This is a genomic window from Nocardia sp. NBC_01499, assembly GCF_045040275.1.
GTDB lineage: Bacteria > Actinomycetota > Actinomycetes > Mycobacteriales > Mycobacteriaceae > Nocardia.
In genome coordinates this window covers 7,539,785-7,558,457 of record NZ_CP109426.1, presented here as the reverse complement: position 1 = coordinate 7,558,457, position 18,673 = coordinate 7,539,785, and the positions used below count along the sequence as shown (strand labels likewise).

19 protein-coding genes and 1 pseudogene are annotated in these 18,673 nt (G+C 67.0%); 10 read left to right on the top strand and 10 right to left on the bottom strand.

Annotated features, from left to right (window positions below; all coding sequences use genetic code 11):
• Positions 1–789: 789 nt before the first annotated feature.
• From OG203_RS34750 to crcB, 5 genes and pseudogenes are all read right to left on the bottom strand, one after another.
• Positions 790–1,992, bottom strand: a pseudogene (locus tag OG203_RS34750) (MFS transporter); the annotation flags it as partial.
• Positions 1,985–3,625 carry a phosphoglucomutase (alpha-D-glucose-1,6-bisphosphate-dependent) gene (gene pgm, locus OG203_RS34745; protein ID WP_405161445.1) on the bottom strand — a complete coding sequence of 547 codons (1,641 nt, stop codon included), beginning with the start codon at positions 3,623–3,625 and terminating at the stop codon, positions 1,985–1,987. The pseudogene OG203_RS34750 and the gene pgm, both read right to left, overlap by 8 nt.
• A 47-nt stretch (positions 3,626–3,672) precedes the next feature.
• Positions 3,673–4,035, bottom strand: coding sequence for a fluoride efflux transporter FluC (locus OG203_RS34740; protein WP_405161444.1), 363 nt, complete (start codon positions 4,033–4,035; stop codon positions 3,673–3,675).
• Positions 4,032–4,373: a DUF190 domain-containing protein gene (locus tag OG203_RS34735; RefSeq protein ID WP_405161443.1), complete on the bottom strand. Its 342-nt coding sequence runs from the start codon at positions 4,371–4,373 to the stop codon at positions 4,032–4,034. Before OG203_RS34735 ends, OG203_RS34740 begins: the two co-directional genes overlap by 4 nt.
• Positions 4,373–4,846, bottom strand: coding sequence for a fluoride efflux transporter CrcB (crcB, locus tag OG203_RS34730; RefSeq protein WP_405161442.1), 474 nt, complete (start codon positions 4,844–4,846; stop codon positions 4,373–4,375). The genes OG203_RS34735 and crcB overlap by 1 nt, the downstream gene beginning before the upstream one ends.
• Positions 4,847–5,189: 343 nt before the next feature.
• Between crcB and OG203_RS34725 the strand changes: the two genes are divergently transcribed.
• Positions 5,190–6,299, top strand: a complete 1,110-nt coding sequence (locus tag OG203_RS34725; RefSeq protein ID WP_405168104.1) for a lipase family protein — start codon at positions 5,190–5,192, stop codon at positions 6,297–6,299.
• Between the two features lie 66 nt (positions 6,300–6,365).
• Here the strand turns inward: OG203_RS34725 and OG203_RS34720 are convergent, their stop codons facing one another.
• Positions 6,366–7,865 (bottom strand): MFS transporter, encoded by a 1,500-nt coding sequence (locus OG203_RS34720; protein WP_405161441.1) that lies wholly within the window; start codon positions 7,863–7,865, stop codon positions 6,366–6,368.
• 117 nt (positions 7,866–7,982) lie between these two features.
• On the opposite strand from OG203_RS34720, the gene OG203_RS34715 reads away from it, so the two are divergent.
• Positions 7,983–8,654: a TetR/AcrR family transcriptional regulator gene (locus OG203_RS34715; RefSeq protein WP_405161440.1), complete on the top strand. Its 672-nt coding sequence runs from the start codon at positions 7,983–7,985 to the stop codon at positions 8,652–8,654.
• A 53-nt stretch (positions 8,655–8,707) separates the two neighbouring features.
• Positions 8,708–10,006 (top strand): D-arabinono-1,4-lactone oxidase, encoded by a 1,299-nt coding sequence (locus OG203_RS34710; RefSeq protein WP_405161439.1) that lies wholly within the window; start codon positions 8,708–8,710, stop codon positions 10,004–10,006.
• A gap of 84 nt (positions 10,007–10,090) precedes the next feature.
• On the opposite strand, the gene OG203_RS34705 is transcribed toward OG203_RS34710, so the two are convergent.
• Positions 10,091–10,843: an SIR2 family NAD-dependent protein deacylase gene (locus OG203_RS34705; RefSeq protein ID WP_405161438.1), complete on the bottom strand. Its 753-nt coding sequence runs from the start codon at positions 10,841–10,843 to the stop codon at positions 10,091–10,093.
• Positions 10,844–10,967: 124 nt separating this feature from the next.
• Between OG203_RS34705 and OG203_RS34700 the strand changes: the two genes are divergently transcribed.
• The 3 genes from OG203_RS34700 to OG203_RS34690 all read left to right on the top strand — a co-directional run bounded on the left by OG203_RS34700 (position 10,968) and on the right by OG203_RS34690 (position 13,327).
• The gene (locus OG203_RS34700; protein ID WP_405161437.1) at positions 10,968–11,870 is read left to right on the top strand and encodes an oxygenase MpaB family protein; all 903 of its coding nucleotides are present in this window, start codon (positions 10,968–10,970) and stop codon (positions 11,868–11,870) included.
• A gap of 511 nt (positions 11,871–12,381) precedes the next feature.
• Positions 12,382–12,795 (top strand): arsenate reductase ArsC, encoded by a 414-nt coding sequence (locus OG203_RS34695; RefSeq protein ID WP_405161436.1) that lies wholly within the window; start codon positions 12,382–12,384, stop codon positions 12,793–12,795.
• Between the two features lie 130 nt (positions 12,796–12,925).
• On the top strand, positions 12,926–13,327 hold the full coding sequence (locus tag OG203_RS34690; RefSeq protein WP_405161435.1) for a VOC family protein: 402 nt from the start codon (positions 12,926–12,928) through the stop codon (positions 13,325–13,327).
• A gap of 242 nt (positions 13,328–13,569) precedes the next feature.
• Here the strand turns inward: OG203_RS34690 and OG203_RS34685 are convergent, their stop codons facing one another.
• Positions 13,570–14,343, bottom strand: coding sequence for a helix-turn-helix domain-containing protein (locus OG203_RS34685; protein ID WP_405161434.1), 774 nt, complete (start codon positions 14,341–14,343; stop codon positions 13,570–13,572).
• A gap of 15 nt (positions 14,344–14,358) precedes the next feature.
• Positions 14,359–14,754 (bottom strand): alpha/beta fold hydrolase, encoded by a 396-nt coding sequence (locus tag OG203_RS34680; protein ID WP_405168204.1) that lies wholly within the window; start codon positions 14,752–14,754, stop codon positions 14,359–14,361.
• Between OG203_RS34680 and OG203_RS34675 the strand changes: the two genes are divergently transcribed.
• Both OG203_RS34675 and OG203_RS34670 read left to right on the top strand, forming a co-directional pair.
• Positions 14,654–14,956: a helix-turn-helix domain-containing protein gene (locus OG203_RS34675; protein ID WP_405161433.1), complete on the top strand. Its 303-nt coding sequence runs from the start codon at positions 14,654–14,656 to the stop codon at positions 14,954–14,956. The two genes, OG203_RS34680 and OG203_RS34675, sit on opposite strands and share 101 nt — an antisense overlap.
• Before the next feature lie 18 nt (positions 14,957–14,974).
• A complete protein-coding gene (locus tag OG203_RS34670; RefSeq protein ID WP_405161432.1) occupies positions 14,975–15,556 on the top strand; it encodes a dihydrofolate reductase family protein in 582 nt (193 codons plus the stop codon).
• A gap of 3 nt (positions 15,557–15,559) precedes the next feature.
• Here OG203_RS34670 and OG203_RS34665 read toward each other — a convergent pair whose 3' ends face one another.
• The gene (locus OG203_RS34665) at positions 15,560–16,066 is read right to left on the bottom strand and encodes a hypothetical protein (RefSeq protein WP_405161431.1); all 507 of its coding nucleotides are present in this window, start codon (positions 16,064–16,066) and stop codon (positions 15,560–15,562) included.
• A 229-nt stretch (positions 16,067–16,295) separates the two neighbouring features.
• Here OG203_RS34665 and OG203_RS34660 point away from each other — a divergent pair, with 229 nt between their 5' ends.
• Together OG203_RS34660 and OG203_RS34655 are read left to right on the top strand one after the other, a co-directional pair.
• A complete protein-coding gene (locus tag OG203_RS34660) occupies positions 16,296–17,066 on the top strand; it encodes a dienelactone hydrolase family protein (protein ID WP_405161430.1) in 771 nt (256 codons plus the stop codon).
• A 213-nt stretch (positions 17,067–17,279) separates the two neighbouring features.
• A complete protein-coding gene (locus OG203_RS34655; RefSeq protein ID WP_405161429.1) occupies positions 17,280–18,671 on the top strand; it encodes a bifunctional lysylphosphatidylglycerol flippase/synthetase MprF in 1,392 nt (463 codons plus the stop codon).
• The last annotated feature ends 2 nt before the right edge of the window (positions 18,672–18,673 follow it).

Genomic DNA, 18,673 nt, shown 5'->3' with positions numbered 1-18,673 from the left:
CCACCCCCACCGCCAACCCCCACCAGCTGCGGCGCTTCACACACTTGGTTGCGTCCGCGCACAGCCGTCAACCACCCGATCGCTATGCGAAGCCGCAACGAACTGTGCGAAGCATTGCCTCGCGCCGCCTGTCCAGCGGCCCTCGATGCATCTGCCGCCCACGAACTCTCGCCCCGCGCACGGTCATCCAGCACTTTCGTACGCGGGGGGCGAATCAGTGCGCGGGCTCGTGCCTGCGCAGCGCTAGACGGGCGCTGCGCCGGGTGGTTGGCGTGCGGGCCGTTACCGCGCGATCGAATCGCGGGCGGTCGGCTCGGTGTCGACCGGTTCGGCATCCTGCCGCGCAGGGGTGCTTGGCACTGTGCGGTCGGCGTGAGGTTCGGCGGTCGACGGGACCGGGCTGCTAAACACTGTGCGGTCGGTCTGAGGTTCGGCGGTCGACGGGACCGGGCTGCTAAACACTGTGCGATCGGCCTGAGGTTCAGCGGTCGACGGGACCGTGCCACCGAGCACTGCGCCGTCGGCCTGCGGCTCCGCGATCAACGGAACCGGGCCACCAGACCCAACGCGGTCGGCCAGTGGCGCGACCGGACTACCGGTGACGTGCACAGCGGGATCAACCTGTGGTTCGGCGATCGACGGGACACCAGACCCCACGCGATCAACATGTGGCTCCGCGATCGGCGGAACCGGACTGTCCGCGATAGGCGCACCCGCCGCGTCGTTCACCGCGTGATCGATCTCGGCCGACTGATGATCGGCACCGTCCTCGCGTTCGACCACAGCAGCGTCCTCGGGCGCTCGTTTGCGCAACGGCTCCGGCACCAACGCCCACCCAACGGCCGCGACGGCGAGCAATGCCCCGGTGACCGCGAGGGCGAGCCCATAGGACGCCTTCTGTGCCAGCGCGCCCACGGCGATCGGCCCGAGGACGGTGCCGAGATCGGCCGCCATCTGGAATCCGGCGAGCACCGGTCCACCGCGGGCGTTCGGGCCGATGATATCGGCGACGGCGGCCTGCTGGGTCGGTGTGAACATGCCTGCACCGAGCCCGGCGACGAACGAGGTGGCGAGCAACCATGGCAACGTGTCGGCGATGCCGAGCCCGGCGGTGCCGAGCGCGCACACCAGTGAACCGGCGATCAGGAACGGCTTACGCCCCCATCGATCCGACAGTCGGCCGGAAAAGAACAGCACCGCGACGTTGCCCGCCGCGAACACGGTCAACGCCACCCCGGCCATGCCCGACGACTGGTGCAGCACTTCGACAACCAGCAACGGCACCAACGCCATCCGTACCCCGAACACCGCGGCACCGTTGGCGAAGTTCGACCACAGCACCGCCCGGTACTCCGGACGGGCCCACCCTTCGGCGAAGGACATCATCCGCAGTCCGCCAACGGGTTCCGGCGCGGCCAGTTCGGAATTGCGCAGACTCAGATACACGGCAACGGTCACCAGGAGCAACGCCGCCGCGTAGATCACGAACGGCACCCGCAGCCCGAGCCCGGACAGCGCCCCGCCGACCATCGGCCCGCTCACCGAGCCGATCAGGAAGCTGGTCGACCACAGCGCGGACACCCTGCCCCGCTCGGCGGACGGCGACATCCGGATCACCAGCGCCAGCGACGACACGGTGAACATGGTCGACCCGATCCCGCCGAGCGACCGCAAAACCATCAGCTGCCAATAACTTTGGGCAAGCGCGCTGGCGCCGGTCGACACCGCGACGATCAACAGCCCACCGAGGTAGACCGACCGCTCCCCAAGCCGCTGAACCAGCCGCCCGCTCACCGGCGCGAACAACAACCGCATCAACGCGAACGCGCTCACGATCGCCGACGCCGCCGCAAGCCCGACGCCGAAGCTGCGGGCGAACTGCGGCAGCACCGGCGCGACCAGGCCGAAACCGATGGCGATGACGAACGCACCGCCGACGAGCACCCAGATCTCGATCGGCAGCGGCGCGGCCTTGGTCGATCTACTACTCACCGGCTAGCGCCTGTCCCACCACTTCCTCCGCGGCCGCCTGCACCTGCGCGAGGTGCTCGGGTCCGTGGAACGATTCCGCGTAGATCTTGTATTTGTCCTCGGTGCCGGACGGCCGGGCGGCGAACCACGCGTTCTCGGTGGTCACCTTGAGCCCGCCGAGCGGCGCGCCATTGCCCTTCGCCCTGGTGAGCACGGACGTGATGGGCTCGCCGGCGATCTCCTTGGTGGTGATCATGTCCGGAGTCAACTTCGCGAGTAGCGCTTTCTGTTCCGTCGTGGCCGGCGCGTCGATCCGCGCGTAGGCGGGACTGCCGTAACGACGTTCGAGTTCGACGTAGCGCGCCGACGGGCTCTGGCCGGTGACCGCGGCGATCTCGGCGGCGAGCAGCGCGAGCAGGATGCCGTCCTTGTCGGTGGTCCACACGGTGCCGTCCATCCGCAGGAACGACGCGCCCGCGCTCTCCTCGCCGCCGAAAGCCAGACTGCCGCTGAACAATCCGGGCACGAAGAACTTGAAGCCGACCGGCACCTCATGCACGTCGCGGCCGAGCACGCTGACCACGCGATCGATCATCGACGAGGTGACCACCGTCTTGCCGATCTTGGTGAGCGCGTCCCAGCCCATCCGATTCGCGACCAGGTATTCGATGGCCACCGCGAGGAAGTGGTGGGGGTTCATCAGCCCGCCGTCGGGGGTGACGATGCCGTGCCGGTCCGCGTCGGCGTCGTTGCCGGTGGACAGGTCGTAGTCGTCCTTGATCGCGATCAGCGAGGCCATCGCGTAGCGCGAGGACGGGTCCATCCGGATCTTGCCGTCGCTGTCGAGGGTCATGAACCGCCAGGTCGGGTCGACGAACGGGTTGACGACCTCCAGCTCGAGGTCGTAGCGCTGCCCGATCTCCTCCCAGTAGTCGACGCTCGCCCCGCCCATCGGGTCGGCGCCGAGCCGGATGCCCGCGCCGCGAATCGCGTCCAGGTTCAACACATTCGGCAGATCGGCGATGTAGTGGTCGAGGTAGTCGTAGCGCTGCACGTTGGTCTCCAGCGCGTGCTGCAGCGTGGTGCGCTTGATCCCGGCGAGCCCGCTGCGCAGCAGTTCGTTGGCACGCGCGGCGATGGCGTCGGTGGCGGTGTTGTCGGCCGGACCACCGTGCGGCGGATTGTATTTGAAGCCGCCGTCGCGCGGCGGATTGTGCGACGGGGTGATCACGATGCCGTCGGCCTGGTTCCTGGTGCCGCCCCGATTGTGGCGCAGCACAGCATGACTCAGCGCCGGCGTCGGCGTGTACCGGTCGCGCGCGTCGATCATCGCGGTCACGTCGTTGGCGGCGAGCACCTCGAGCGCGGTCACCATGGCCGGCTCGGACAGCGCGTGGGTGTCCCTGGCCAGATACACCGGACCGGTAATCCCGCGCGTCGCACGGTATTCCACGATCGACTGGGTGATCGCCAGGATGTGCGCCTCGTTGAACGCGGTGTCCAGGCTGGAGCCGCGATGCCCCGACGTGCCGAAAACCACCTGCTGTGCCGGATCCGACGGATCCGGAATACGGCTGTAGTAGGCCGTAACCAGATGTGCGATGTCTTCCAGGTCGGTGGGACGCGCGAGTCGCCCTGCTCGATCATGGGCCATGCTCGGGTCTCCCTTCCGTATCGGCTGCGCCCTGCTCGTCATCAGGATCATGACCACAACCACTGCGTCGTGGACGCGGCGACGAAGACCGCGCTCAGGCTGGCCGCGACACTGATCACGACGTTGCCAACGGCGTAGGCGTAGGCGCCGTCCGTCACCAGCCGGATCGTCTCGTAGCCGAACGTGCTGAACGTGGTCAGCGCGCCGCAGAAACCCGTACCGGCGGCGGCCAGCAGCCAATTGCCCGCGCCCGCGCCGATCAATCCACCGAGCAGCGCCGAACCGACAATGTTAACGGTCAGCGTGCCCAGCGGCAGCAGAGACTCGAAACGTGCTGCTACGACACGGTCTACGAGGTAACGCACGGGCGCGCCGAGCATCCCGCCGAGCACGACGAGCAGCACTGTCATCGGGCGGCTCCCTGCCACAGTTCCAGTGGCGAGAGTGCGACATTGAGAGTGGTGAACAGCTCGGCGTTCTGTTCGACGAACGCGCGCAGCCTGGCGGGTTCGTCGACGAGCATCAGTACCAGCGGCAGATGGTCGGCCATGTCGAGGACGCGCGTGGTGTGAATACGCGAGGACGCGCCGTAGCCTTCGATGCCGCGCCACACGCTGGCCCCGGCCAGGCCGGTGTCGCGGGCTCGCCGGACGATCTCGTGATACAGCGGCGTGTGCCGCCATTTGTCGTCCTCGTCCAGCAGCACCGTCAGTCGCGCCGCCGGTTGCCACTGTCCTGTTTCGCCCACTACCTGGCCCCCTTCCGTCGTGCCGTTGCCGTTGACCGCCGAGCGATTCCAGTTGTCCACCGTGTCATGCCCATGGCGAGCACAACAGCCCCTAGCGACGCCACCACTGTTCCCCCGAGATAGCCGAACGCCTGCACCTCGGCACCCGATTCGAGCAGTCTACGAACCTCGAGACAGTAGGTGGAGAAAGTGGTGAAGCCGCCGAGCACTCCGATACCGAGAAAGGGACGCAGCAGTCTGTGGGCTACCCACACCTCGGTAATCAGAACCATCAGAATCCCGATAGCAAAGCATCCCATGACATTTATCGTGAGCGTCGACCAGGGGACCTGGCCTGGCCGCACGGGCCAGCACACGCCGAGGCCGTAGCGGGCCAGCGCGCCGAGGCCGCCGCCGAGCGAGATCACCACGAGCACCAATGGTTCGACCAACGGGCCGCGCCCCACGTGCTGACCTCCCGAGCCGAACGTCACCTGCGCAATGTTATCGGTTGGACCGAACAGTCCGTTCAACCGGACTCGACAGATCGACACACTACGAACAGCGTTGTTCATTGACATCCTGGCAAGTTCCGCGTACGAATGGCCTGAAGGTTTGGCCGAAGTTGCTCCCACCCCCTCACTCACTCAGGTCGGAGCAACGATGGCGGCACAGCGGGCACAACCGAATGCGCACCCGGAGACGGCGGAACCCAGCCGACGGGGGCGTCAGCAAACCTCGGGCAGACGGCAGCTAGCCGTCGGCCGGACGATCCGTCGGCTCTCCATCGTCGCGCTCGCGACGGCAACGGCCGGGCTCGGCCATCTGGCTCCCGCGGTGGCCGCGCCGATCTATCCGATACCCGATGGCGACGGCTTCTACAGTGCGCCACCGGATGTCGCGAACTTCCAGCCGGGCGATGTGATGCGCAGCAGGCAGGTGCCCGCGGCCGGTTTCCCCGGCGCGACGGCATGGCAGCTGCTGTACCGATCGACCAATTCCGCCGACGCGCCGATCGGCGCGGTGACCACGCTGCTGCTTCCGCCGGGTGGCGGCATGAGCCGTCCGCTGGTGTCGTATCAGCCGTTCGTCAACGCGCTCGGCATGCAGTGCGCGCCCTCGCACAGCATCTTCGACGGCACCATGCAGGAGGCGCCCGCACTGAACCTGCTGCTGGCCAGGGGCTGGGCGGTCGCGGTTCCCGATCATCTCGGACCGACCAGCGCCTACGGTGCCGCGCGCCTCGGCGGCAGGCTGACCCTCGACGGCATCCGCGCCGTAAAGCGTTTCGGCCCAGCCGATCTCGGCGGTAGCCCGGTCGGCATGGCTGGTTACTCGGGTGGCGGCATGGCGACCGGATTCGCCGCGGCGCTCGCGCCCGAGTACGCGCCGGAGTTGCCGATCGTCGGCACGGCGCAGGGCGGTGTCCCGATGAACATCGGCAAGCTTGCCCTCGATGTCGGGTTGCAGCGCAGCCCGCTGTTCGGCCTCGGCTTCGCGGCCGCCATCGGACTGGAGCGGGAGTACCCGGCCGAGTTGCAGATGGACCGGATCCTGAACCCCGCCGGTTACGCGCTGCGCGACCAGATCGCCAACGCCTGCACCAACGAGATCATCAACGCTGGCGCGAACAAGAGCTTCAACGATGTCTTCTACGGTGCGATGGATGCCGACCCGACGGTGGTCCGGATCCTGCACGAGAACAGCATCGAGATCTACCCCGGCGTCCCGCGCACCCCGATCTACGAATGGCACGGCGCCAACGACCAGGTATCCCCGCAGCTGGTACGCGACGTCCTCGGCCGATACTGCGCCCAGGGCGTCCGGGTCCAGCTCGACATGATCCCCGGCGCCGACCACGGCACCGCGATGGCACCGGGCGCGGTCAACGCCTTCAACTACCTCGGCGACCGCTTCGCCGGAATCCCGGCACCCAGTAACTGCTGAGTCCATACACAGCACAGCGCCCGCATTCGGCATCGAATGCGGGCGCTGTGTCGTTCGAGCGGAACGTCAGTGCGCGAGCACCGGCTCACCCTCCGACGGCACCGGCACCGTGTTCGGCATCAGCACCGCGGTGATCAGCGCGCCTGCCACGAAGATCGCCGTCGCCCACCAGAAGCTGGTGGTGTAGCTCTCGACCGCGGACTGCGCCACGGTCAACGGGTCCGGCGAGCGGGTCGACAGGTAGTTGGTTGCGGCCGAGGCGGCGATGGTGCTGAGCAGCGCCGTGCCGATCGAGCCACCGACCTGCTGGCTGGTGTTGATCATCGCCGAGGCCACACCGGCGTCCTCGTGATGCACCCCGGAGGTCGCACCCTGGAACGCGGTCGACATCGCACCACCGAGGCCGAGGCCGAGCAGGATCAGCGCGGGCAGGACGTGCGAGGAGTATCCGGTCTCCAGGCCGATCTGGGTCAGCCAGGCCATACCGCCGGCGGCGATCAGGAAGCCGCCCGACATGACGACCTTCGGGCCGAGCTTCGGCAGCACGAACGAGGGCACCGTGGTGGAGGAGACGACCATGGCCGCCACCATCGGCAGGAACGCAAGGCCGGTCTTGATCGGCGAGTAGCCCATGCTCAACTGCATGTAGTAGGTGAGGAACAGGAAGATCGCGAACATCCCGATGCCCATGACGAACACGGTCAGGAACGACCCGCCACGGGTGCGGTCAAGCACGATGCGCAGCGGCAGCAGCGGATGCTTGACCTTGGTCTCCAGCCAGGCGAAGACCGCGATGAGCACCGCGCCGCCGATGAGGAAGCCGAGCGTGACCGGGTTGGTCCAGCTGGTCGACTCGGCGTGCGAGAAGCCGTACACGATGCCGAACAGCGCCGCGGTCACCACGAGGGTGCCGGGGATGTCGAGCTTGGGCCGGTCGGTGGTCACGTGCTTGGCCAGCAGCAGGATCGCACCGACCAGCGCGACGGCGGCGAAGGCCAAGTTGACGAACATCACCCAGCGCCAGTTCGCCCACTCGGTGAGCATGCCGCCGAGCAGCAGGCCGATCGCGCCGCCCGCACCGGCGACGGCACCGAAGATGCCGAAGGCCTTGGCCCGTTCACCCGGTTCGGTGAAGGTAACGGTGAGCAGCGACAAGGCGGCCGGAGCCAGCAACGCGCCGAACACACCCTGACCGACGCGCGCCGCGACCAGCATCTCGAAGCTGGTCGCCGCGCCGCCGACCGCGGAGGCGCCAGCGAAGCCGATCAGGCCGATGATGAAGGTATTGCGGCGGCCGAAGAGGTCACTGAGCCGACCGCCGAGCAGCAGGAGGCTGCCGAACGCGAGCGCGTAACCGGTGACCACCCATTGCCGGTCGCCGTCGCTGAAGCCGAGGTCGCGCTGGGCAGCGGGGAGGGCGATATTCACCACGGTCGCGTCGAGCACGACCATGAGCTGTGCCACGCCGAGGACGGCGAGCACCCACCAACGCAGGGCGTGCGAGCCGCGACGGCCCTGATCCGTTGTAGCGGGGGCGGGTGCCCCACGGTCGAACGTGGTAGTCATGTGTCCCCTTTGTCTCGAGTATTGATGCGGAGTTGACGCCTCCGGTTATCGTAAGAAGCTACCACCATAACGGAGAGAACGCCTCCGCTTAATCCCGATACTTGATAGGATGTGGGTGTGAATCACGCCACGGCCCTCTCTCCGCCCCGCCGCCTGCGTGCCGATGCCGCGCGAAATCAGCAGCGGATCATCGCCGCTGCGCGCGAACTGTTCGCGGACCACGGACTCGAGATCACCCTCGACGACGTCGCCGAACGCGCCGGTGTCGGCGTCGGCACCGTCTACCGCCGGTTCGCCAACAAGAAGGAGCTGATCACCGAGGTCTTCGAACAGAGCATCAGCGAGTTCGCCGAGGCGGCCGACACCGCCTACCGACACGCCGATCCCTGGTTCGGACTCGTCGAGTTCTTCGAATACGCCTGCCGGCACATGGCGATGAATCGCGGCTTCAGCGAGGTGATGCTCGAGCTGGAAGACGATGTCGACCGGTTCGTCATCGTCCGCGACCGGATCAAGCCGACCGTCATGGCCATCGTCGATCGGGCCCGTGATGCGGGCGTGCTCGCCCCCGGCATCGAACCCTCCGACTTCTTCGCGCTGATCCACATGGTCGACGGCATCGCCGAATTCGCGCGGCCGGTCAATCCCGATGTCTGGCAGCGCTACATGGCGATCGTGCTCAACGGCGTCCGAGCCGACAACACGCCACGCCAGCAGCTGCTGGTGGAACCGCTGAACGATACCGAGGTAGAGCAGGCAAAAGGCGCCTGCGCGGGACGCAAAAGGTAACAACTGCGTTATTAGCAGGCCGTAGCACACGCCGATCCCCTACAGTTGGTCACATGACCAACTCGTGGGTGAACTGGGCTGGCGATCAACACTGCGCACCGGCGACCATCGCCTCCCCCCGCACCGCCGATGAGGTCGCCGAGATCCTCGGCCGGGCCAGCGACGCCGGACAGGTCGTGCGCGTCGCGGGCGCGGGACACTCGTTCACCGACACCGTCCTGACCGACGGCGTACTACTCGACCTCGCGAACCTCAACCGCGTCCTCGATGTGGACGCCGGCACCGGACGCGTCCGAGTCGAGGCTGGCATCACCCTCAACGCCGCGAGCAACGCGCTGCACGAGCACGGCCTCGCCTTCCCCAATCTGGGCGACATCGACGTGCAGACCGTGGCGGGCGCCACCGCCACCGGCACCCACGGCACCGGGGCAACCCTGCAAAACCTTTCCGCCGCACTGTATTCCATCGAACTCATGCTCGCCGACGGCAGCCGGGTCGAGTTGAACGCAGAGACCGATCCCGAGGGCTGGCGAGCGGCCAGGGTGAGTATCGGCGCGCTCGGCGTGATCACCGCCGCGACACTGCAACTGGTGCCGTCGTTCGTGCTCGAAGGTATCGAGCGACCGGTCGCGGTGGACGACATCCTCGCCGACCTGGATTCCTACGTCGACAGCAACGAGCACTTCGAGTTCTACATGTTCGGGCACAGCCCGCTGGCGATGACCAAGCGCAACAATCCCGTCGAACTGCCCGAACAGCCGCGCGGCAAGGCCGTCGACTGGTTCACCGACATCCTGATGTCGAACTACACCTTCGACGCGCTGTGCAAGCTCGGCCGCTGGCAGCCGCGGCTGGTGCCCTACATCCAGCGCGGCGCCGCCTACGCGGGCAGCTACCGCCGCCAGGTCGACCGCTCCTATCGGGTCTTCGCCTCGCCGCGCCTGCTCCGCTTCACCGAGATGGAATACGCGATCCCGCGCGAGCACGCCGCGACGGCGATCCGCGAGATCAAGGATCTGTCCACTAAATTCCATACGGCGATGCCGATCGAGGTCCGCTGGGTCGCCCCCGACGACGCGTTCCTCTCCCCCGCCACCGGCCGCGACACCTGCTACATCGCCGTGCACCAGTACCGAGGCATGGCCTACGAGCCGTACTTCCGCGCCTGCGAGGCCGTGTTCGACAAGTACAACGGGCGGCCGCACTGGGGTAAACGGCACTTCCAGACCGCGGACACATTGCGCGAGCGCTACCCCGACTGGGACCGTTTCGCCGAGGTACGCCGCCGCTTCGACCCAAAGGGCCGCTTCAGCAACGCCTACCTGAACCGCATCCTCGGCCCCGTCGACTGACCGCACGCTTCTTGATGTCCCGCACCGAGATTCGCATGCGATTTCCGGCGCGGGAAATCAAGAGGCGTGCGGCGGGTCGGTGGGTTATGCGCTCGCGGCGAGGATCTCGGCGACCAGTCGCGGGACGGCGGTGCCGATGGGTTCGCGGACGATCTCGCTGGCCATCGAGTCGTACGGCGTCGCTTCGTTGTTGACGATGATCAGGTCGGCGCCGTCCTCGACGGCGATCGCGCACATCGAGGCCGCGGGCTCCACCTGCAGCGAACTGCCGATCGCCAGGAAGACGGCGCTGGTCTGCGCGGTGAGCGCGGCCTTCATCATGGTGCGCCGGTCCATCTGCTGGCCGAACATGATGGTCGCCGATTTCAGGACGCCACCGCAGTTGGGGCACGGCGGGTCCGCCTCGCCCGCCGCGACGCGGTCGAGGGTGGCGGCCATCGTTGTCTGGTAGTCGCATTCGACGCAGACCACCTCGAACATGTTGCCGTGGATCTCGATCACCCGGTCCGCCGGGAAACCGGCGCGCTGGTGCAGCCGGTCGATGTTCTGGGTGATGATCGTGACCGTGCGCCCGGCCTGTGCCAGCTCGGCGAGCGCGGTGTGCGCGGCGTTGGGTCGCGCCTGCCAGGCCGGGTTGTCGCGGCGGGCCAGCCAGGCGCGTTGACGCAGGTCCGGATCGGCCAGGTAGTTGTCGTAGGTCGAAAGCAGTTCGGCGATCGGGTCTTTCGTCCACACGCCGCGCGGGCCGCGAAAGTCGGGAATGCCGGAGTCGGTGGAGATGCCGGCCCCGGTGAGCACCCCGATGCGGCCGTCGCGGCTGCGCCACTCGCTCGTCATAGCTGCAAAGCCTAGGGCGCACGGCAACACCGAACCACCGCACGATTCGAGCTACACAAGACGATGAGAGAATGTTACGCTAATCCTCTCATCGCTTTAGAGGTGCTGATCAAAGGAGATCACGATGACCGTGTCCGCCCTCGAATCCACCAGCGCGCGCACGCCGCGCCGCCCGTTCGAGCCGGGCACCCGCCTCTGGGATGAGACCGGCCTGATCACCTTCTCGCTGACCGCCGGTTCGGCCTTCCTACTGCAGACCATGGAGCCGAGCATCGCCGCGGTGGTCGACGAGCACTCCACCTTCCGCACCGATCCGATGGGTCGCGCCCTGCGCAGCATCGCGTCGGTGATGATGTGGATCTACGGCGGCGAGGAGGCACTCGCCGAAGCCGACCGGCTGCGCGGCATGCACGCCTCGCTCAACACCACCGACGCGCACGGCGTGCGGCACAAGGCCCTGGCAGCCGGGCCGTGGGCCTGGGTGCTGCACACCGGAACGTTCGCCTTCGCCGAGAACGCGAAGTACTTCGCCCGCAACCCGCTCTCCCCCGCGGAGAAGGAGGCGGTCTACCAGGAAATGGTGCAGTTGATGCGCAACTTCTCGGTGGCACCCAAGGAGATTCCGGCCAGCTACGCCGAGTTCGAGACGTTCTTCGCCGACATGGTGGCGAACCAGCTCGAGCCCACCGGGACCGCGCGCGACTACCTGCGGGTAATCCGGTCCGTCGCGCCGCCGAAGCAGCTGCCACGCGTTTTCGCCCCGATCTGGCGGCGTGCCGTTGCCCCGGTCGGGCGGATGCAGTACTTCGTGACGGTCGGCACTACGCCCGAGGTCGCTCGGGAAAAGCTCGGCCTGACCTGGAGCGAGTCCGATGAGCGCAGGCTGCGGGCGCTCGGTTGGGTGATCGCGCGCGCTGTTCCGCTGCTGCCGGAGCGGGTGCGGTACTTCCCGATCGCCTATGAGGCGCGGCGGCTCGAGCGTGATCGCGCGCGGCTGCGGAAGATGATCGACTTCCGTCCGATCTGAGCATTTCCTTCGACGGCGCTGTGGTCATTTCCGACTACAGCGTCGTTTTTCGTTGGGCAGCAACAGCTTTCAGAATCAGCGTGCGAGTTCTCGGCCCATAGTCAACGCGGGAGAGACCGTCCAGTTTGAATGTCAGGCAAACTCACGATGGCAACCCGTTGTGCGCCAACGACTCTCGCCCAGTCTCGACTAGCCTTACCGATATAGATACCGGCACCCCGACAAACCGTCCAGTCCGGAAACAGTGTCCTGTCGAGCCGCTCAGAGGCTATGTCGCGGCAACCGACGACTATCCTGATAGGCAATGCGCAGCAACAACTTTCGAATGCCTTCGACAGAACCGCACCGGGCGTCAATGCGGACGAGGACCTGTCCGCAGTAACGATCTTCGCCACGCTGGTATACGTATCCCGTACGCTTCGACAGCGTTTCGGCCCCAACACGCCGGATAGCCCTTATCTGGCAGCACAGACAATCCTTGCTTCAGCTCCGCTCACCGAAAGGCGCTTCTATGCCGCACAAGCCCAGCGTGCTGTTCATCTGCGTGCACAACGCGGGCAGATCGCAGATGGCCGCCGGGTTTCTCAGCACGCTCGCGGGCGAGCGGATCGACGTCCGGACCGCGGGCAGCGCACCGGCCGCCGCGCTCAACCCGATCGCCGTCGCCGCCATGGCCGAGGTCGGCATCGACATCTCCGGCCACACCCCCAAGCCGCTGACCATGGACGCGGTCGGCATCTCCGATGTGGTGGTCACCATGGGCTGCGGCGACGCCTGCCCGTTCTTCCCCGGCATCAGCTACCGCGACTGGCCGCTGCCCGATCCGTCCGAACAGACCATCGACGTGGTCCGCACCATCCGCGACCGCATCCAGATCCTCGTCGAAAACCTCATCGCCGAACTGGTTCCCGCGCTCGCCCGCTGACCTTCTTCGCTGCGTACTTCACATATCCACCGCACAGCTGGCGGGTATGTGAAGCACGAACCGCGCAGAAACCCAGCAGCTGTCCGATTCGTTCAAGACCGGTGCCGCCCTGGCTGGTTACGGTGCGGGTATGACTCCACAACTCGACGTCATCGGCATTGTTGTCACCGATATGAGCGCCTCGATCGCCTTCTACCGTCGGCTCGGCCTCGACTTCCCCGCCGGCTCCGAAGAACGGCCGCACGCTGAAGCGGCCCTGCCCAACGGTTTCCGGCTGACACTCGACACCGAGGCCACCATCAAGTCCTTCCACCCCACCTGGCAGCCACCGACCAGCGCGGGCCGCGTCGGCCTCGCCTTCCGCTGCGTCGACCCCGCCGAGGTCGACGCCGTCTACACCGCCATCGTCGACGCCGGCTACCACGGCGAGATGAAACCGTGGGACGCCTTCTGGGGTCAGCGCTACGCCGTCATCCAGGACCCCGACGGCAACGGCATCGACCTCTACGCCGCCCTGCCGGCCACCGACTGAACCGACGCCGTCCACGCGGTGCTCGCGTACATGGGTGAGTACCGCCGTGAGCACCTGCGCCCTCGGGCCCAACGGATTCCGCTACCTCTGGAACAGCCCGTGCTCTGCCTAACCGAGGCGGCACGGCACCGCTTGCCGGCCCGCCTCGGCCAGCGAACCGACTGGCCACGGTCTCAGCCCTGCGTTCTCGGTCCGGATCCGCCCCAACGGATTCCCAGACCGAGAACGCATGGCACGACTGGTCAGCCCACCTCCGCCAGCGAGCCCGACACCTGCCCGCCCGACCGAATCAGCACCTGCCCCAACGACATTCCGGTGAGATCACGCACCTCCCGCGCCAAATGCGCCTGATCCGCGAACCCGGTAGCCGCCGCGGTGTCGGCGAACGACGCCCCGCCCCGCGCCGCAGCCAGCGCACGCTGCATCCGCAACACCCGCGCCAACGTCTTCGGCCCATAACCGAACGCCGCCAGCGAACGCCGATGCAACAGCCGCGCATTCAGCCCCGCCGCCTCGGCGGTCGCCCGCACCGACCACCCCGCCGCCAATGCCGCGACCACCTGCCGCAACACCGGATCCGGCGCCGCAACCTCCCCCGCCCGCCGCACCACGATTCGCTCCAACGCCACCACCGGATCGTCGGCCTCCCCAAGCTCCGCACTCAACCGCCGCACCACCCCCGACGACCACACATCCCCCAATTCCACCCGCCGATCCCGCAATTCAGCCGCGGGCACCCCCAACAACGCGGGCGCCGTCCCCGGAAAGAACCGAATCCCGACATACCGCGTCCCCACCGCAACCACTGGCCGATAAGCCCGAGTATCCGGCCCAGCAACAACCAACCGCCCACCAACCCACAACAAATCAATACACCCATCCGGCAACACCGGCACCCCCGCGTCCGCTCCCGTCACCGTCCGCGTCCACACCACCGCTCGCCCAAACCGCGACGGCCGCTCCCGATACCCCCAGGCATCCTCCACGCCCCCGACGCTACCTCCACCCCCTGACATGTTCGTCCGCGAAGTTCAGCGGTCGTGCCCGGCTTCCTCCTCAAGCCTCTTCGATGCACCGCAACCGGCTTGCTCGCTCGGCGTATCAAAGAACTCGAGCAATCGATCGACAAGGACGTCCGGCCGTTCCTCAGAAATGAAATGGCCGCAATCGGCCACCAACTCGAGGCTCATCTGTTCGGCATAGTCGCGATAACTCTCCGGCACGCCCGCCGATAGCGGATCGCACGCCTCACCCGCATGCCGATCGTCGAGCCCGTCGACCCGCGAATCATCCAGGCGGTCAGCATGCGCCGGGCCGATCCGAGCCATGTCATCAGCGCCGGGGCGATGGCGGCCCGATTCGTTCACCCGGCACACCGGCACCAGCTTCCGCCGATATCGCCAGTGGGCTCGAATGCTGAACGTCACGGAGGGCGTCACCGCCGGACATGATCTGACCCGCTGTGCGGTCGACGCGGGCTTCGCAACGCTGTCCCACTTCAGTGAGACCTTCCACCGCATGTTCGGCCTGTCCGCCACAACCTTGCTCGCCACCGGAGTCCGGTTCGATGTGCCAAAACTCTGCGATGAGTTTCGGCGCGCACCATCGTCTTACGTGGGACCGAGGTAGTCGAGGAGAGGAAGCACCATGCGGATCTTGGCTCGTTTGGGTATGAGTGCCGATGGGTATGTCACCACGCCGAGTGGGTGGCCGCCGCAGGTGGTGGATCCGGTGCACGGGCCGGGTAGTCATGGCGTCGCGGAGTTTCTCGAGGGGTGTGAGGCAGCGCTGATGGGGCGCACCACCTTTGAGCCAGCGCTCAGCAATGATCGGTGGCCGTGGCCGGATCTGGCGGTATTCGTGCTCGGATCGCATCGTCCGGCGGGCACGCCCGATCACGTCACCCTCGACAGCGATCCGGTGCGCCTGCTCGAGCGGCTGCGCGCGGCCAATCGCGGCGGCGACGTGCACCTCATCGGCGGGCCGCGCACCGTGGAGACGTTTCGTGCGCTCGGCGCGCTGGACAAGCTCGAATTGGTGGTGCTGCCGTTCCTGCTCGGCGGCGGCATGCGGCTGACCGATTCGCTGGATCCGAATATCGGACTCACCTTCGAGAGCTCCCGCGCGCTGCCGGGCGGCTCCGTCGAAATCGTCTACGCGGTAGACCCGCACCGCGAGTTCGCCCGCGCCAACGATCCGAACTGGGCTCCCGCCTCCCAGCAGCGCTGAGGCTCAGCGCTGCGCGGGAACGGGTGCCACGCCACGCGGGACGACGCGGACGAACGCGTCGGGATGCGCGGCGGCGATTTTCGAATCCGGGTCTTTACAGCCGACCGTGACATCGCCGACCGGCGCGGCGGAAAACGTCCACACCGTCACCCAGTCCTTACCATTCACCGATTCGGTCTTTTTCACATCCGAGGACCGCAGATCTTCGTTCCGGCCGGAACTGTCGACCACGGTGCAGCGCAGCTCATTCGCGGCCGGTCCCCACTCCGCAGGCACCCGGATATCCATCACCGCGTCGGCGGGTACCGCGACTTTCTTGCTCTCGCCGAGCGCGATCCGCACGCCGCCACCGGTATCGCCGTCGTCGCCGGCGTCGGGCGTCGCCTCCGCCGAACTGGATGTCGCCGCATTACTCGACGAGGTCGATTCCTTACTCGACGACTTGCCGTCGGCGCACCCCCCGACCACCACGGCGACCAGCGTCGGACCAACCAGCCAGATCATTTTCACAGATCAAACCCTCTCGTCGCGCCCACTCTCCAGGCGATTGGTTACGGATCAGCGATCGAGCACTGCGGTGTGCGCCTCGTGATCACCTGCACGCCGCCAATAGACAGAGCATGACAACTACGGAGTCGAATGGAGACTACACGCGCCCGAAATCGGCGATTTTATGAGTAATTTGCCGGAGTAATGTTGGCTCGTTCGTTGTCACCATTACTCCACGGAGACTCAGCTGATGACTTCACCTGTCGCGTTCGACGCGGTCGAAATTCCACTGCCCGACGGCACCGCCGACGCCTACTTCGCCCATCTCGACGACGGCCGCGCATATCCGGGCCTGCTGTTCTATCCGGACGCGTTCGGCCTGCGACCGTGGTTGGGCGAGATGGTGCGAACCATCGCGGCTCACGGATTCGCCGTGCTCGCACCCAACGTCTTCTACCGCTCCGGCCGCGCCCCCGTGCTGCCCGTGCCGGATTTCAGCGAACCGGATGCCGCGATGAAGTTCTTCACCGATCTCGGCCCGATGCGGGAGGCGCTGACCCCCGACAAGGCGATGCAGGACGCGCACGGCTATCTCGCGTGGCTGTCGGCCAACGATCTGGTCGCCCCCGGCGCCCTGGCGACGACGGGGTACTGCATGGGCGGCAGGCTCGCATTGCGCACCGCCGCGACGTTCGGTGCTCAGGTGGCCGCCGCGGCCAGCTTCCACGGTGGCTTTCTGGCGGCCGAGGACCGACCGGACAGCCCGCACCACACCGCGGCCGACATCACCGCCGAACTGTTCATCGCGCACGCCGACAACGACTCGTCGATGCCGCCCGAACAGATCACCCGCCTCGAACAGGCCCTCGACACGGCCGGTGTGCGCTACACCTCGGTCGTCTACCCCGACGCGCCGCACGGTTTCACCCAGCAGGACACCCCGGCGTATCGCGAGGACGCTTACCAGCGTCACCTGCACGATCTTCTGACGCTGCTGCATCGCGCCTTCGACAAGGAATAAAGGCCTTACCATCCGATGTTTCGGCTGGAGTCGGCTTCGACTCCAGCCGCCCGGCCGGATTGTGCCTACACGCGACCAACCGGCCGGTTTCTAGGGGCCGTTGCCGCTGGAACCGCCGGTTCCGCATAGTGTTGTGAGTAAGCGATCATCGGGAGGACCACATGGCGAAGCTGGTGTGGATGGAGGAACGCGACAACGGGGCGGAGTATCGGCGTGAGTGACGAACGGGCAATGGCAGCGGCAGCTCAGCGCTACTCGGCATTCAACGGGTACCGCCAGGCGGCACTCACGACAAGCCCCGCTACCCGCCCGGTCTTCATCGGCGTCGCGCTCGTCGTCAGCGTACTGCTGGTGTACGCGGCGCACCCGGCCGCGAAGGACGGCGCGGACCACGCGTGGTTCGTCGGCATCGCGGTAGCCGGCGTATTCGTGGCCCGCGGGCTGCATCTACGGCGTCCGATCACCTTGGCGCACTTCGCGGTCGCCGTCCTGGTGCTGGCGATCGCCAGCCTGGCCTACCGCGCGGAGCATTCCGGCATCGGTTTCGTACTGCTCGCCTCGAGCGGGCTCATCCTGGTGCTGCCGCAGTCGAGTAAGCCGCAGCCCGATCAGCTGTATCGCGTCGCCGAACTGGTCGGCCGCACCGAGCGTGATCCCCTGGCCCCGTTCGCACTGCACTCCTCGAAAACCTACTTCTTCAACGCGAATTCGACCGCCGGGATCGGCTACCGCACCCGCTTCGGCATCGCCGTGGTCGCGGGCGATCCGATCGGCGACCGCGCGGCATTCCCCGAATTGCTCACCGATTTCTCCGAATTCGCGATCAACCAGGGCTGGCGCATCGCGGTGCTCGGCGCGAGCCCCGAGCTGGCCGAGCTGTGGGGCCGTCGCGCACTGGACCACCGTGGGCTGCATGCCGTCCCGATCGGGCGCGACGTGGTGATCGACGTCGACGAGTTCGCCATGGTCGGCAGGCACTTTCGCAACCTGCGCCAGGCCGTGAGCCGCACCCGCAATTTCGGTGTCACCACCGAGATCGTGGACGAGTCCGCGCTCACCGACGCGCAACGCGACGAGCTGCTCGCCATCGTCGACTCGTGGGGCCACGGCAGGCAGACCCGCGGTTTCTCGATGATCCTCGACCATCTGCTCGACGGGCGAAACCCGAACATGCTGGTGGTGATGGCCAAGGACGAGGACGGAACGCTGTCCGGCTTCCAGCGGTACGGCGTCTCCAACCGTGGCCGCGAGCTCAGCCTCGACGTGCCGTGGCGGCGCAAGGACGCCCCGAACGGCCTGGACGAGCGGATGATCATCGACCTGGTCGACTATGCCCGCGAACACGATATCCACCGGATCTCGTTGGCGTTCGCGCCCTTTCCCGAACTCTTCGCCGACAAGCAGAAGTCGCGCACCGCGAAGCTGATCTATGTGGCTGTGCACCTTGGTGATCCGCTGATCCGGCTGGAGTCGCTGTACCGGTTCCTGCGCAAGTTCCACGCGCTGTCCGACCAGCGGTACGTGCTCGTCCGATGGCGTGAGGTGGTCATCGCGGCCGCCGCGCTGCTTACCCTGGAGTTCGCACCGCACCGCCGCGAACACTGAGG